The organism is Bradyrhizobium sp. HKCCYLRH1034 (assembly GCF_051168375.1).
In the GTDB taxonomy this organism is placed as follows: Bacteria; Pseudomonadota; Alphaproteobacteria; order Rhizobiales; family Xanthobacteraceae; genus Bradyrhizobium.
Map to the genome: position 1 here is coordinate 255,482 of NZ_JBNPUW010000006.1, position 13,969 is coordinate 269,450.

The following is a 13,969-nucleotide window of genomic DNA, read 5'->3' on the forward strand; positions in this document are numbered from 1 at the left end:
TCATGGCTGCCTATATTGCCCGTCGCATCTTGCTGATGCTCCCGACCCTGCTCGGGATTCTCTTCATCTCCTTCGTCGTGGTGCAGTTCGCGCCGGGCGGTCCGGTGGAGCGCGTCATCGCGCAATTGACCGGCGCCGACACCGGCGGGACCTCGCGGATTTCAGGCGGCAGCGGTTCGGATTTCGGCGCGCGGCCGCCGGGACAGGTGGGATCCGGCAGCGAGCTGAACTCGAAATACCGCGGCGCGCAGGGGCTCGATCCCGCCTTCATCAAGCAGCTCGAAAAGCAGTTCGGCTTCGACAAGCCGGCGCCGGAGCGGTTCGCGCTGATGGTCTGGAACTTCGCGCGCTTCGATTTCGGCAAGAGCTATTTCCGCGACACGTCAGTGCTGCAGCTCATCAAGGAGAAGCTGCCGGTGTCGATGTCGCTCGGCATCTGGATGACCTTGCTGACCTATTTGATCTCGATTCCGCTGGGGATCCGCAAGGCGGTGCAGGATGGCTCGCGCTTCGACGTCTGGACCTCGGCCGTGATCATCGTCGGCTACGCCATTCCGGGCTTCCTGTTCGCGATCCTGCTGATCATCCTGCTCGCTGGCGGCTCGTTCCTCAACATCTTCCCGCTGCGCGGGCTGACCTCGGATGGCTGGTCGGACTTCCCGTGGTACTGGAAGATCATCGACTATTTCTGGCATCTCACTTTGCCGCTGGTGTCGATGGCGCTCGGCGCCTTCGCGACCATGACCTTGCTGACCAAGAACTCGTTTCTCGACGAGATCCGCAAGCAATATGTCATGACCGCGCGCGCCAAGGGCTGCAGCGAGAACCAGGTGCTGTACGGCCACGTCTTCCGTAACGCCATGCTGATCGTGATCGCCGGCTTTCCGGGCACCTTCATCCACGCGTTCTTTTCCGGCTCGCTGCTGATCGAGACCATCTTCTCGCTGGATGGGCTCGGCCTGCTCTCGTTCGAGAGCATTCTGAATCGTGATTATCCCGTTGTGTTCGGCAATCTCTTCATCTTTTCGCTGCTCGGCCTCGCCATCAACCTGGTCTCGGATCTGACCTACATGTGGATCGATCCGCGGATCGACTTCGAGGCACGGGAGGTCTGATGACGATCACAGCCCCCCCTCCGGTCGAGACCACGGCGCAGGCCCCGCTCGGCGAGGCCGTGCCGCCGACGCGGCATCGTTTCCGGCCGTCGCCACTCAACCAGCGCCGCTGGCAGAACTTCAAGGCCAACCGCCGCGGCTACTGGTCGCTGTGGCTATTCCTGTTTCTGTTCGTCGTCTCGCTGTTCGCCGAGCTGATCGCCAACGATCGGCCGTTCCTGATCAAGTTCGACGGCCACCTTTACTTCCCGGCGTTCGTCTCCTATCCGGAAACGGCATTCGGCGGCGACTTCGAGACCGCGGCCGACTACCGCGATCCCTATTTGCAGAAGCTGATCGCCGACAAGGGCGGTACGGTGATCTGGCCTTTGATCCGCTATTCCTACGCCACGCATAATCTCGACCTGCCGACGCCCGCGCCGTCGCCGCCGACCTGGATGCTGAAGGAATCGCAGTGCAAGGCGGTGGTCGAGAGAAAGGGGCTGAAGAGCTGCCGGGATCTCGAATACAACTGGCTCGGCACCGATGACCAGGGTCGCGATGTCGTCGCGCGGCTGATCTACGGTTTCCGCATCTCCGTCCTGTTCGGCCTGTCCCTGACGTTCTTCTCCTCGATCATCGGCATCGCGGCCGGCGGCGTGCAGGGCTATTTCGGCGGCTGGGTCGATCTCCTGTTCCAGCGCTTCATCGAGATCTGGAACGCGATCCCCTATCTCTATCTGCTCCTGATCCTGTCGGCGGTGCTGGTGCCCGGCTTCTTCACGCTGCTCGGGATCATGCTGCTGTTCTCCTGGGTGTCGCTGGTCGGCCTGGTCCGCGCCGAATTCCTGCGCGGCCGCAATTTCGAATACATCCAGGCCGCGCGCGCGCTCGGCGTCTCCAATGCCGTCATCATGTGGCGGCATCTCCTGCCGAACGCGATGGTCGCGACCATGACCTTCCTGCCCTTCATCGTGTCGAGCTCGGTGATGACGTTGACCGCGCTCGACTTCCTCGGCTTCGGCCTGCCGCCCGGCTCGCCGTCGCTGGGCGAGATGCTGTCGCAGGCCAAAGCCAATGTGCAGGCGCCGTGGCTCGGCCTGACCGGCTTCTTCTCGGTCGCGATCATGCTGTCGCTGCTCATCTTCATCGGCGAGGCCGTGCGCGACGCGTTCGATCCGCGCAAGACGTTCAGGTGACCGACATGGATGCGATCAGCCAGCCGCTGCTCTCGGTCAGCGATCTCTCGGTGACCTTCCACCAGCAGGGCCGCGTGTCGACCGCCGTCGACCACGTCTCGTTCGACATCAGGCGCGGCGAGTGCGTTGCCCTCGTCGGCGAATCCGGCTCGGGCAAATCGGTCAGCGCGCTGTCGGTGCTGAAGCTGCTGCCCTATCCGGTCGCCTCGCACCCGTCGGGCAGCATCCGCTTCAACGGCCGCGATCTGCTGCCGCTGTCGGAGGGCGAGATGCGCGGCATCCGCGGCAGCGACATCTCCATCATCTTCCAGGAGCCGATGACCTCGCTCAATCCGCTGCACACGATCGAGCGGCAGATCGGCGAGATCCTGCATCTGCATCGACCGATCTCGAACGGCGCGGCGCGGGCGCGCGTGCTCGAGCTGCTCACGCAGGTCGGCATCCCCGAGCCGGAAACCCGGCTCGGCAGCTATCCGCATCAGCTCTCCGGCGGCCAGCGCCAGCGCGTGATGATCGCGATGGCGCTCGCCAACGAGCCGGATCTGCTGATCGCCGACGAGCCGACCACCGCGCTCGACGTCACCGTGCAGGCACAGATCCTGGCGCTGCTCGCCGACATCCGCGCGCGGCTCGGCATGAGCCTGCTCTTCATCACCCACGATCTCGGCATCGTCCGGCGCATCGCCGATCGCGTCTGCGTCATGAACGGTGGCAAGATCGTCGAGCAGGGGCCGGTGGAGCAGGTGTTCACCGCGCCCTCCCATCCCTACACCAAGGCGCTGCTCGCGGCCGAGCCGAAGCCGGACCCGGCGCCGCCGCGGCCCGATCAGCCGGTCGTGATGCAGGCCAGGGACCTCAAGGTCTGGTTTCCGATCAAGCGCGGCCTGTTCCGCTCCACGGTCGGCCACATCAAGGCCGTGGACGGCGTCAGCATCGCCGTGCGCAAGGGCGAGACGCTCGGCGTCGTCGGCGAGTCCGGCTCCGGCAAGACCACGTTGGGCCTGGCGCTGCTGCGGCTGATCTCCTCCGACGGTCCGATCGTGTTCCTGGGCAAGGAGATCCAGGGCCTGTCCTTCAAGGATGTCCGGCCGTTCCGCCGCGACATGCAGATCGTGTTTCAGGATCCGTTCGGCTCGCTCAGCCCGCGCATGTCGGTCGGCGACATCATCGCCGAGGGCATCAGCGTGCATCAGCCCAGGCTCAGCGAAGAGGAGCGGGAGGCCAAGGTCATCAAGGCGCTGAACGAGGTCGGGCTCGATCCGGCGACGCGCTTCCGCTATCCGCACGAATTCTCCGGCGGCCAGCGCCAGCGCATCTCGGTCGCGCGCGCCGTCGTGCTCGAGCCGAGCTTCGTCGTGCTGGACGAGCCGACCTCGGCGCTCGACATGCTGTTTCAGGCGCAGATGGTCGCGCTGCTGCGCGACCTGCAGCGCAAGCTCGATCTCACCTACATGTTCATCTCGCATGATCTGCGCGTGGTCGCCTCACTCGCCAGCCACCTGATCGTGATGCGCCACGGCAAGGTGGTGGAGGAGGGGCCGGCGGTGGAGCTGTTCAAGGCGCCGAAGACCGACTACACCCGCGCGCTGTTTGCGGCGGCGTTCCGGAACGAGACCGCGGGGAACGGCGCGGCGGCGAGCTAGGGACCGGGCGCTCCTCGTCCGACGTTCGTTGCGGAATGGCCGCAGAAATCGCCGATGAAGCGGAATCCCTCGGGCCCCCCGGCGGTCACGTCCGGTCAGGCCGCGTAACCGGACTTACGGCGACCCGATGGGCAGGTCCGGAATTGGGCCAGATTCGGACCAACCACTTGTCGCTAGATCGTAAGCGCTGTTGATGGACCACCCGCGGGGGGCAGTGACAGTGCAATCAATTGGCAAACGGCTCCGCCAAGGAGCGCAATTGTTGCTCTGCGAGTTCAGTACGCATTCAACGTAGTTCGCTAGAAGCGATAGTTGACGCCCACGCGAACGATCTGGAGTTTCGTGCTCACCGTATGGTTTGCCACTTGTCCAGGGGGGCCAAATCCGGGTCCGTTGTTGAAAGTCGAATAGGAGAAGTTGCCGAGGTCGGCGTAGAGATACTCAACCTTCGCGGACCAATGGTCTCGGAATGCCCATTCGGCGCCACCGCCGGCTGTCCAGCCGACACGGGTGCTGCTGCGACCGCCGACATGACATTGATTCAAGCCGTTCACGATCGGGCAGCCGTCGGCAAAATCCCACGCAAATCTCTTTGATGCGTCGACATTGGCGATCGCCGCGCCGCCCGTGCCATAGATCATGATCCGGTCAAAGGCCCAGCCAATGCGCCCTCGGACCGTGGCGAACCAATTCATGCCAATGTCGTCGACTGATGCAACCGTTCTCCCCGATACCGGCTCGACAACATTGCCGGTGTTTCGCGACACCTTGCCGTCAATGCCGTTGAAATCGCCCTCGATACCTAAGACCAGGTGAGACCAGCCTGCCGTTGTTGGCTGCCAGTTGCATCCAGCCTGTCCGCCACCGGTAATGCCGGTGTGACTAAGGTTCGCCAGACCGGCATTGTTGATTGCCGTTCTTGCAGCGCCATTGATGAGATTGGGCGGGAACGGAGGCGCGTCGGTCGTCAGGTTGTGTTTCACCTGTCCCCCGCCGAGGTTTGCGCCGACGTAGCATCCCGTCCAACTAAACACGGCAAGCGGCGCAGGGGGCGGGGCCTTCAGCGGCAGATCGGCCGCCGACGCGGCCTGCGCAAATGGAAGGATTGAGATAGCAGAAATAATTGCCATGGATGCGTTACGCATCGTCACACTCCCAGCACGAGACCTGAACCACGCTATTCGGGGCGCGGGTCCAGGGTCAACAATGTTCAGTTGCCGTGTGTGTCAATATCAACCAGTGTAACATTTTAACCACAGGTTGTATGATGCAGGATGTAAAACCTCATTCATCGCGCAGCCGGTTCTTCGCAAAGTCCGCAATGGGTCAAAGGACTAAACCGCTCGCGCGGTAAGGCACGACAGCCGGCAGCACGGGTGCAGTGGCAAGCCGCCGTGTCCATGCTGCGGCGGCCGCATGATCGTCATCGAGGTCTTTGAGCAAGGCGCAACGCCGCGCCATCAACCGACTGCGCCAACCAGCGCCATCAGGATCGACACCTCATGACCGCACAACCGCCATCCTGCAAAGCTGCTCGTCGTGCCCGTCGCTCATCGACCGGCCCGGTGGAATGCGCCCAAACGTCCATCTGTCGTCGTCAATCCGCCGACAATTGACCGCTTGCCATGCCATCCACCGCTCATTCACCCGCCGCGCCATCGTCGCGAAGCTCGCTGCATCATTTCGAGCTCAATCAGCCAGATCGCCTGCGGCGCTCAAATCCCCATAGAGCCCGCCGCACCAGTCCTGCCCACCATGCGTGGTGTCCTCCCTTGGAGGCTTTCGGACGCCGGCCGCCCGAATGTGCCGCGCCGTCAATCATGCTGCCGGCATCCGAAGCCCTTCACAGCAGCGGACTCGCGCGCTGCACAAATCGAGACCTCGGGCGTCGATGCATATCTTCGCGATCGGAGCGTACTACTGGCGAGCCTGCTGAATTCTGGCCTTCAGCGTGGCAAGTCCGACCGCGCCGACGATGACATTGCCGCCGATGACATAGCTCGGCGTCCCGCTCAATCCCAATTTCTGCGCAAGATTGCCGCTCTCATCGAGGCTTTGGCGCACCTCCAGGCTGTCCATGTCCTTTTCAAGCTGAGCAACGTCGAGACCGATCGTCTGCGCGATGGCCCACGCGCGCGCCTTGTCGGCGGGTCCGCTGCTTTGGAGAAGCCGCTGATGAAAGTCGAGGTATTTCGCGCCCGTCGGGTCTTGCATGCGTACCGCTACCGCGACGCGCGCCGCCTCCAGCGAGCCGGGGCCGAGGATCGGAAATTCCTTGAGCACGATCTTGAGCTTGGGGTCGCTCTTCAACAATTCGAGTATCTCGCCGAGCGCGCGCTTGCAGTAGCCGCAGCTGTAATCGAAGAACTCGACCAGGGTGACATCACCCAGCGGGTTGCCGAGCGTGACCTGGTGCGCGGACGCGAACAAGGCCGGCGCATTTTGCTTGACCAGTTCAGTCTTGTCGGAGCCGGGCGCTGCCGCCGGCATCGCGGCTTGCCGCTTCTTGATCAGGTCGGAGATGGCCTGTTGCACGGCTTCGGGGTGCTTGGCGAGGTAGTCCTTCACGACCTGCTCGATTTCTTCGGGATGGGTCGCTATGTAGTCCTTGACGATCGCCTCGATGTCGCTGCGCGAACTCTCCGCTCGGCCGGGCTGCACGCAAAGCAAAGACAGCGTGAAGACGGCAGCCGCCGTGGCAACGCTACGGATCAAATTGGTCATCGGTCATCCTCCATATTGCTGCCGACTTCCGCAGTTGGCGTGCAGCAATGATTTGCGAATTCGTGTCCTCGTGCATCGCTGCTTCCTTCATCGTCGCGGCATCATCATGCCGGGCGGGGGGACCGGTCTGATCCCCGGCATGCGCGGCGCAAATCGGCCGGTCGGCCGGCAGCGCGCGCCAAGCGGCCCCGGAATCCAACCGGGGGGGCAGACGATCGGGCGACCGACATCCGGCGCCCGCCGGTCCCGTGTCACCCCCGGCTTGCGGGCCACGCACACGCCGTCGGCATTGCGCCGCTCACCAGGTTGGCACGTCGTCGGCAGCTTCGGAATCACGGGGACGACCGTGGTGGACTTCTTCTCGATCGTCTTGGAGCACTGGCTTCGATCCTTTGGGTCGACCGGGGCCGCGCAGCACTCGCCGCTCGTCGTCAGATTCGCGGACGCGCAGCATTTGCTATTCGCAGTCGGCACGAAGCCCGAGGCGCAACACTGTGAAAGTCTCGGCAGCCAGTGCAGCGGTATGCATAGCGTGCCGTCGGGGCTCGCAATCTGGCCGGCCGGGCAGCACTGTCCCTTCGACGTCGCCTGGCTCTTGAGACAGCACTTACCGGCGATCTTCATATAGCCGGGCGCACAGCAGCTGGGGCATTTCCAGTCTGGAATTTTCGGCTTCAACGGATCGCACACGCCGTTCACCACGGTCGTCCCGCAGCAAAGTTGTTGGCCAATCGGGCCGGAATAGATCTGGCTGTTCTCGCAGCATTCATTGTTCGGGCCGATCGCCGTCTGGTTGACGCCGCACATCGGCTTGGCGATATCAGTCGACGGATTGTTGTTCGAACAGATGCCCCCCGGCTGCAGGTCTTTGGGCGAGCAGCATTGGCCATTGACCAGAACATTGGGCGGGGCGCAGCTCGACGCGCAGCTCTTGGTCTTGATGATCCAGATCTGATTGGGCGGACAAACCGATCCGTCCGAACCGCAGACATGGGTCTTGCAGGTCTGCAGACCCGGCGGCCTCGGCATGCCGGCGGGAGGCGGCGCGCCGGCTGGACGCGGCGCCAGCCGTATCCGTGCGGCTTCCCTTGTACACGCGCGCAAGATGGCGATATCTCCCATGTGCCCGCGAGCTGATAGATCGGGCGGCGCGTCGGCATAGTCGATGAAGTAACTGAGCAGCGGTGGCTCATCGCCGCGGCGGATGCGCCAGATCGGATTCCCCTGCAGTCCGTCGATCGCAAGCGCGTCGTTCTGGCCGAGTTGAGCCACGAGCTTGGGATCGGTGGCGTTGCGCAATTGTTCGCCGGTGGTCCAGACGAAGCCGCCGCAGGAGGCCGGATTCATGGTCCCGCCCATGTCGTAGCTGTAGCCGATCGCGACGCCGCCATTGCCATTGCGGAAACGTTCGGGGAATCCCACCGCATATTCGTCCGGCAAGGGCTGCCAGATCGGCTGCTTGATCTCAGTGACACCGATCAGCGTATAGCGCAGCACGCGGCCGATCGACGGCGCGGACAAGGCCTCGAAATCCTGCGCCCCGGTCGGCGCCGGCCGCTCGGCCAAAAACATCCGTCCCTCATCGTCGAAAGTGATCCTGGAGATCTCGGTGGGACCGGCGGCGGACGGTACGACGACTTCGATTCTGGCGTCCGCACCGAACGAGCCGTTCGCGTTGAGCCCGACCGACCACACCCGCAAGCCCTCGGCGACCGCGTAGTAGAGCCGGCCGTCGCGAATGGCGAGGCCGAACACTCGCCGATCCGGTGCCGCGTAGCCCCAGGTCTCGGGCTGCGCGCTGTCGAATTGAGGACTCGTAATATCGACGCCTGGCCCGGCTGGCGCCGGCGCCGTTGGAAGTTCCGCGGCTGCGCTGCCGGCGACGCCGTGATCATAGACACCGAGGTCGACGCCGTTCGGGCCGAAGCGATGGATCAGCCCGGTCTCACGGTCGGCGACGAACAGAGACTTGGTCGCCGGATCATAGGCTAATCCCCCGAGCGCCGCGCCCGAATTGGCCTTGTCGCCCGTGGTGACATTCGCGAACAGCGTCACCGCGCCGGTGGCGCCATTGATCTTCCAGATCGATCCCGGACCGCCGCCCGGACCCCATTGTGCCGGCATGAAGGTCGCGCCGCTAGTCCCGAGCCTGACATGTTGCGGTCGACCTTCAGGTCCCGGCGCGACGATCGAGAGACCATAGGCGGATGTCGCCGCGACGTAAATGTTGGCGGGGGAACTGTCGTCCAGAGCGACGCCAAACACCTGCCCGATCGACTTCGCGCTGACGGTGAACGGTTTCGGCGCACCGACCAATTGCGCCTGGGGCGGACCGCCCATGCGTCTTAGATCGACGATGCGCAGCGACGGCCCTCCAGGATTGATGATGGTCCGAACGTCGGGATCCTGACCGGGCTCGATCTCGAACGGGCGAATAGCCCCGGAGAATCCGGTGACTGCAGCATCGCCGGGGGTGTAAACGCCGGGCGGCGTTTGCGCCGACGCGGGCCCCCCGAGTGCGAGAGGCAGGATCAGCAGCCAGGCGAGGTGCCGCATCGCACGGACGGCGGCTGTCAAGGACGTCTGTCGGCCAAGCTCAATCATGTCGGTCCGCCTCATTTCGGCTGCTTGGGCCGCGGCTCGCAGGAGCCGGTCTTGACGTTGGGCACGGTGTCGGGCGGGCAACATTCTCCACAATTGGTCATCTGCGCGGGATTGCAGCAGCTCCCGTCAAAGGCCATTCCCTGGCTCTTGTCGGAGCAGGGCGTGACACAGGGGCTGTTCTTGTCGCCGCCGAGTCTTGTCTGTCCGGCCGGGCAGGCCGCGGGCGGACACATGCCGTAGGGCGCAAAGCCGAAGACCGCCACCTGGTTGGTGTCGTCGCACAGGCACTCGGAGAGCCCGTCCGACTTCAACGCGCCGGGATGGGTGTCCTTCGGGCAATCGCACGAGAACACGTACTTGCTATCGCCGGATCCGGGGTTGGGGACCTGTTGCCAGTGCGGCACCATCGGTTTCGGACAGGTGCAGTAGCTGCTCCCTGTGTGGCAGGCATAGGCGCCGGGATCCGTGACCACCAGCGTCCCGTCGCCGGTTTCCACCATGCCCACGCCATATCGATCGTATTGATCCTGATAGACGCCTTTGCTGGAAGGGCTGAAGATCGAGCCGGGACCGCCGATGCCTTGACATTCCGGGTACCTCCACCACTCCATGTAAGGTACTTTTTCGCACGTCGCGTTGATCGCGGCGCATGTGGCTTGAACAGGCGGAAGGACCTCGCAATCGCCGCAGGACTGCATGCCAAGCTCTTCCTGCCCCCAGCACAGCACCTCCTGAAGACATGAGCCGATTTCGGAACCCAATCCAACGGTGCTCTGCTCGCTCTTGCAGGCGCATTTCACGACGTCTGCGGCCGCGCCAATGGCTGCGAGCTCCTTGGAAAGATCGCCGAGAACATTTTCTGCGATCGCGTTGCCAAAGATCGTGTTCAGCTTGCTGACGACTTGGTCGGCGTTGCCCTGCGCCTCTGCGCAGAATTGATTGACCAGGGCTTGCCCTTTCCCCGTGTCCGACCCTGACAAGGCGACGCCGCTGAGTGCTGCGGTCAGTGCAATCGCTGCGTAGCGGCTTGCGTCATTCTCATAGACCGACTTGCACACATATGCGGCGGACAGCGTCCCGATAAAGGCATCCGCGATGTCTTCTGGACTGCAGCCCGCCCGCGCCGGCGATGCCAGCAGAATCATCGCGGCGACGACGGCCGCTCCTTGAACCCGCCAGCGTCCTGCGCGCACCATGGTCCGCCCCTCTGTCGCATCAACGTGGGCGTTCTTCTCAATTCCAGCCTTGCGCTAGATCAACAGAGGCGACGGCAGCCGCGCCATCGACCGACTGCGCCAACCAGCGCCATCAGGATCGACACCTCATCACCGCACAACCGCCGTTCTGCAAAGCTGTTCGTCGTGCCCGCCGCTCATCGACCGGCCACGGTGGAATGCGCCTCCGCACCAGTTCTGCCCACCATGCGCGGCTTCCTCCCTTGGAAGCTTTCGGACGCCGGCCGCCCGAACATGCCGCGCCGTCAATCGTGCGGCCGGCATCCGAAACCCTTCACAGAAGCGGCAATCGTCTGCCGGGCCACGAATCTGTCGCTATACTCTCGAGATCGGGCGAATTACCAAAAGCGCCGACAGTCAGAATCTCAGCTCTCTTGGGCTGCGGCGAGAACCCACGCGATTGCGGGTGATTTGGCCGACGGGCGCGGTCCGCGAACGCCTGTCCAGTCCTCTCGCGAAAAATATTCATCTTTCTTTTTTTCGGAAATCGTGCATACTCCGCCCCGTCCTGCCCCACGAGAGGGACGTACGCGTCGTCACGGACGTCGGGTGCGGGATGCGATGGCCGCGATGATGTTGCAGTGTGCATGTGCGCACCGACGAACGGCGTCATGCGGACGGCGAAGTCGTGTGGTCCTGGCGCCCCGATGCTGGCGTCAAGGTCGCGGGAGCCGATGAGGCCTGCGGCCGACAGGGGCAAGAAAGCCGGTCCCTGGGGAGATCACGAAGTAAGTCGCAAAACATCGCGCAGGGAAGGCCGGATGTTCGGCCCGTACCTGTGGTGACTACCGCGTGCTTGTGTTGCACGCAACCACGGGTGCGGTCGGCACCCGGCCTTCCCTGCGCCCTCTCATGTTGCCGAGGGCGGATGATTGCAGCAGGACTCGGACCGATGCGGCCGCGAGAATGCGGATGCTTGCCCTGCTGTTTGGCGCGGCCTGTTGCTGTTTGATAGGTATATCGGACTCTTGCGCCGCTCTCTCCGCGTCATTGCGAGCGCAGCGAAGCAATCCAGAGTCGTGGGCGGGACTCTGGATTGCTTCGCTTAGGCTCGCAATGACGGAGGAGGGAGCCTGCGTCTCAAAACCTCATCGGGAGGACGCGCCAGCGCGATGAGGCGAGTCAATCCAGCCGCTTGATCGCGAGCACATCGCTCCCGCTCGCCTTGATACGGGCAATCGCTTCGCCGATCGGCTCGATCTGCGTGGCCATATGAAACGCGTTGGCGTGGACGATTGTGTCAGCATCGCGCACGATGGCGACGTGGCCCTTCCAGAACATCAGATCGCCGCGGCGAAGCGGCTCTCCCCCGTCGAGCAAGCGCCCCAGCGCGGCGAGCTGCATGTCGCTGTCGCGCGGGCACGGCACACCCGCAGCATTCAACGACACCTGCACCAGGCCCGAGCAGTCGATGCCGAGGCTGCTCTTGCCGCCCCACAGATACGGCGTGCCGACGAAGCGCTCGGCGACCGCGACATAATCGGGCTCGATGGCACCGAGCAGCGCCACGTGCGGCTTCGGCACGAACCAGCCCTCGGCCGTCACGGCGAAGCTCGCGTCCTCGCGGACCACCGCGACAGCGGACCCCATCGGCAGCGTCGCGACCGGCGGCAGCTTGATCGACGGACCCGGGAACGCGAAGCTGCGCAGTGCGCTGATCTTGTGCGTTGGCGCCGCAGCCGGCGTTGCCAGCGCCGCCTCCGGCAGCCAGCCGACATACTGATCGGCTGCAAGCTGGCCCCAGGCCCAGCCCTCGCCATTGCGATCGTAGACTATGACGCGCTCGCCCCTCAGCGCTTGCGTCGCCAGCTCGGCGCCGGAGAACGGCTGCTGGCGTAGCGGCGCGATGGAATCGACGACCACCAGCGCCTCGCCCTCGACGAAGCGCGCAGCCGTCACCTGTCCCTGGAGATGTTTCGCCGCGACGTCGCCGCGCGCAGGCGTGAGGCGCGGATCAGCCATAGCGCTCGCTCAGGAGCTTGTAGAGCGCACGCGCCGCCTGGCACTCGCCACCCTCGGGCCGGCCCGGCTTGGCGGATGGCGTCCAGGCGAAGATGTCGAGATGCAGCCAGCTCTTGGCGTGCTCGACGAAGCGCTGCAGGAACAGCGCGCAGGTGATCGAGCCGGCGAAGCCGCCCGAGGGCGCGTTGTTGATGGTCGCGACCTTGGAGTCGAGCCACGAGTCGTACGGCGCCCATAGCGGCATCCGCCACAGCGGATCGTTCTCGGCGGCAGCGCAGCGCGCGACGTCCGCGGCGAGCGCCTCGTCCTGGGTGTAGAACGGCGGCAAATCGGGACCGAGTGCGACGCGCGCGGCGCCGGTCAGCGTGCCCATGTCGATCAGCAGGTCCGGCTTGTCCTCGTCGGCCAGCGCCAGCGCGTCAGCCAGGACCAGCCGGCCCTCGGCATCGGTATTGCCGATCTCGACCGTGATGCCCTTTCGCGAGGGAAACACGTCGAGCGGACGGAAGGCGTTGCCAGCGACCGCGTTCTCGACCGCTGGAATCAGCACGCGCAGATGTAGCTTGAGCTTGGCATCCATTACCATCTGCGCCAGCGCCAGCACGTTGGCGGCGCCGCCCATGTCCTTCTTCATCAGGAGCATGCTGCTCGACGGCTTCAGGTCGAGCCCGCCGGTATCGAAGCAGACGCCCTTGCCGACCAGGGTCACCTTGGGATGCGATGGATCGCCCCAGACGAGCTCGATCAGGCGCGGCGCGCGGGTCGAGGCGCGACCGACGGCATGGATCAGCGGATGGTTCTGGCGCAGCAGATCGTCGCCGACGATGCTGGTGAAGCGCGCGCCGAAGCGGTCGGCGACCTGCTTCGCCGCGGCCTCGAGCTCCTCGGGTCCCATGTCGTTGGACGGCGTGTTGACGAGGTCGCGCGCCAATGTCGCCGCGTCCGCCAGGCGATTCAGCTCGGCGGCGTCGACGCCATCGGGCGGAACGAGGCGGACCTCCGGTGTCTCGGTCTTGCGGTAGCGGCCGAAACGGTAGCTGCCGAGCGCAAAGGCGAGCGCGGCGAGCCGTGCATCATGCGGCGCATTGGCGAAGCGGTAGGTGCCGGCGGGCAGCAGGCCGGGCAGGGCGCCCGGCCGGAACAGGTCACGGTGCTTGGCGTCGTCGTCCTCGAGGCCGAACAGCACCTGCGCGATGTGGCCGTCGGCGGCGGGCAGCGCCAGATAGCTGCCGGGCTTGGCGGCGTAGACGTTGGCCTCGGCGAAGTTGCGTGCTTCAGCCGACAGGCTCTCCTTGATCCCCGGCCAGCTCGCCTTCGTTACGAAGGTGATCGGGATGGCGGACGTTGTGGAGGCGGTCTCGAACATCGACGGCATGCCTAATGGTTCCCTAACTGGCGCGCGGCAGCCAGACTTCGCAGAGTTTGAAGGCCGCTGCAATCACGCCGGCCGCCTAGCCCGCAAACCGACGCGGATGTGACGATGGCGCCGTGGCCGCGCCATTAACCGG

At 64.6% G+C, this 13,969-nt stretch carries 9 protein-coding genes; 3 read left to right on the forward strand and 6 right to left on the reverse strand.

Annotation, left to right across the window (positions count from 1 at the left end; all coding sequences use genetic code 11):
* Positions 1-2: 2 nt before the first annotated feature.
* The 3 genes from ACQR0W_RS16605 to ACQR0W_RS16615 are packed head-to-tail and all read left to right on the forward strand — an operon-like array spanning position 3 to position 3,936.
* Positions 3-1,115, forward strand: coding sequence for a microcin C ABC transporter permease YejB (locus ACQR0W_RS16605; protein WP_315713801.1), 1,113 nt, complete (start codon positions 3-5; stop codon positions 1,113-1,115).
* Positions 1,115-2,293: an ABC transporter permease gene (locus ACQR0W_RS16610; RefSeq protein ID WP_316169525.1), complete on the forward strand. Its 1,179-nt coding sequence runs from the start codon at positions 1,115-1,117 to the stop codon at positions 2,291-2,293. Before ACQR0W_RS16605 ends, ACQR0W_RS16610 begins: the two co-directional genes overlap by 1 nt.
* Positions 2,294-2,298: 5 nt before the next feature.
* Positions 2,299-3,936 carry an ABC transporter ATP-binding protein gene (locus ACQR0W_RS16615; protein ID WP_316169637.1) on the forward strand — a complete coding sequence of 546 codons (1,638 nt, stop codon included), beginning with the start codon at positions 2,299-2,301 and terminating at the stop codon, positions 3,934-3,936.
* 299 nt (positions 3,937-4,235) lie between these two features.
* Here the strand turns inward: ACQR0W_RS16615 and ACQR0W_RS16620 are convergent, their stop codons facing one another.
* The 6 genes from ACQR0W_RS16620 to ACQR0W_RS16645 form a co-directional block, all read right to left on the reverse strand.
* On the reverse strand, positions 4,236-5,081 hold the full coding sequence (locus ACQR0W_RS16620) for an outer membrane protein (RefSeq protein ID WP_316169524.1): 846 nt from the start codon (positions 5,079-5,081) through the stop codon (positions 4,236-4,238).
* Between the two features lie 772 nt (positions 5,082-5,853).
* Entirely contained in the window at positions 5,854-6,660 is an 807-nt protein-coding gene (locus ACQR0W_RS16625) for a DsbA family protein (protein ID WP_316167386.1), read from the reverse strand.
* 87 nt (positions 6,661-6,747) lie between these two features.
* Complete coding sequence (locus tag ACQR0W_RS16630; protein ID WP_316169523.1) at positions 6,748-9,237, reverse strand: hypothetical protein; 2,490 nt, start codon at positions 9,235-9,237, stop codon at positions 6,748-6,750.
* A 38-nt stretch (positions 9,238-9,275) separates the two neighbouring features.
* Positions 9,276-10,460 carry a hypothetical protein gene (locus ACQR0W_RS16635; RefSeq protein WP_316169522.1) on the reverse strand — a complete coding sequence of 395 codons (1,185 nt, stop codon included), beginning with the start codon at positions 10,458-10,460 and terminating at the stop codon, positions 9,276-9,278.
* A 1,161-nt stretch (positions 10,461-11,621) separates the two neighbouring features.
* On the reverse strand, positions 11,622-12,461 hold the full coding sequence (locus tag ACQR0W_RS16640; protein ID WP_316186659.1) for an NlpC/P60 family protein: 840 nt from the start codon (positions 12,459-12,461) through the stop codon (positions 11,622-11,624).
* Positions 12,454-13,836 (reverse strand): leucyl aminopeptidase family protein, encoded by a 1,383-nt coding sequence (locus ACQR0W_RS16645; RefSeq protein ID WP_315825978.1) that lies wholly within the window; start codon positions 13,834-13,836, stop codon positions 12,454-12,456. Before ACQR0W_RS16645 ends, ACQR0W_RS16640 begins: the two co-directional genes overlap by 8 nt.
* Positions 13,837-13,969 lie beyond the last annotated feature (133 nt).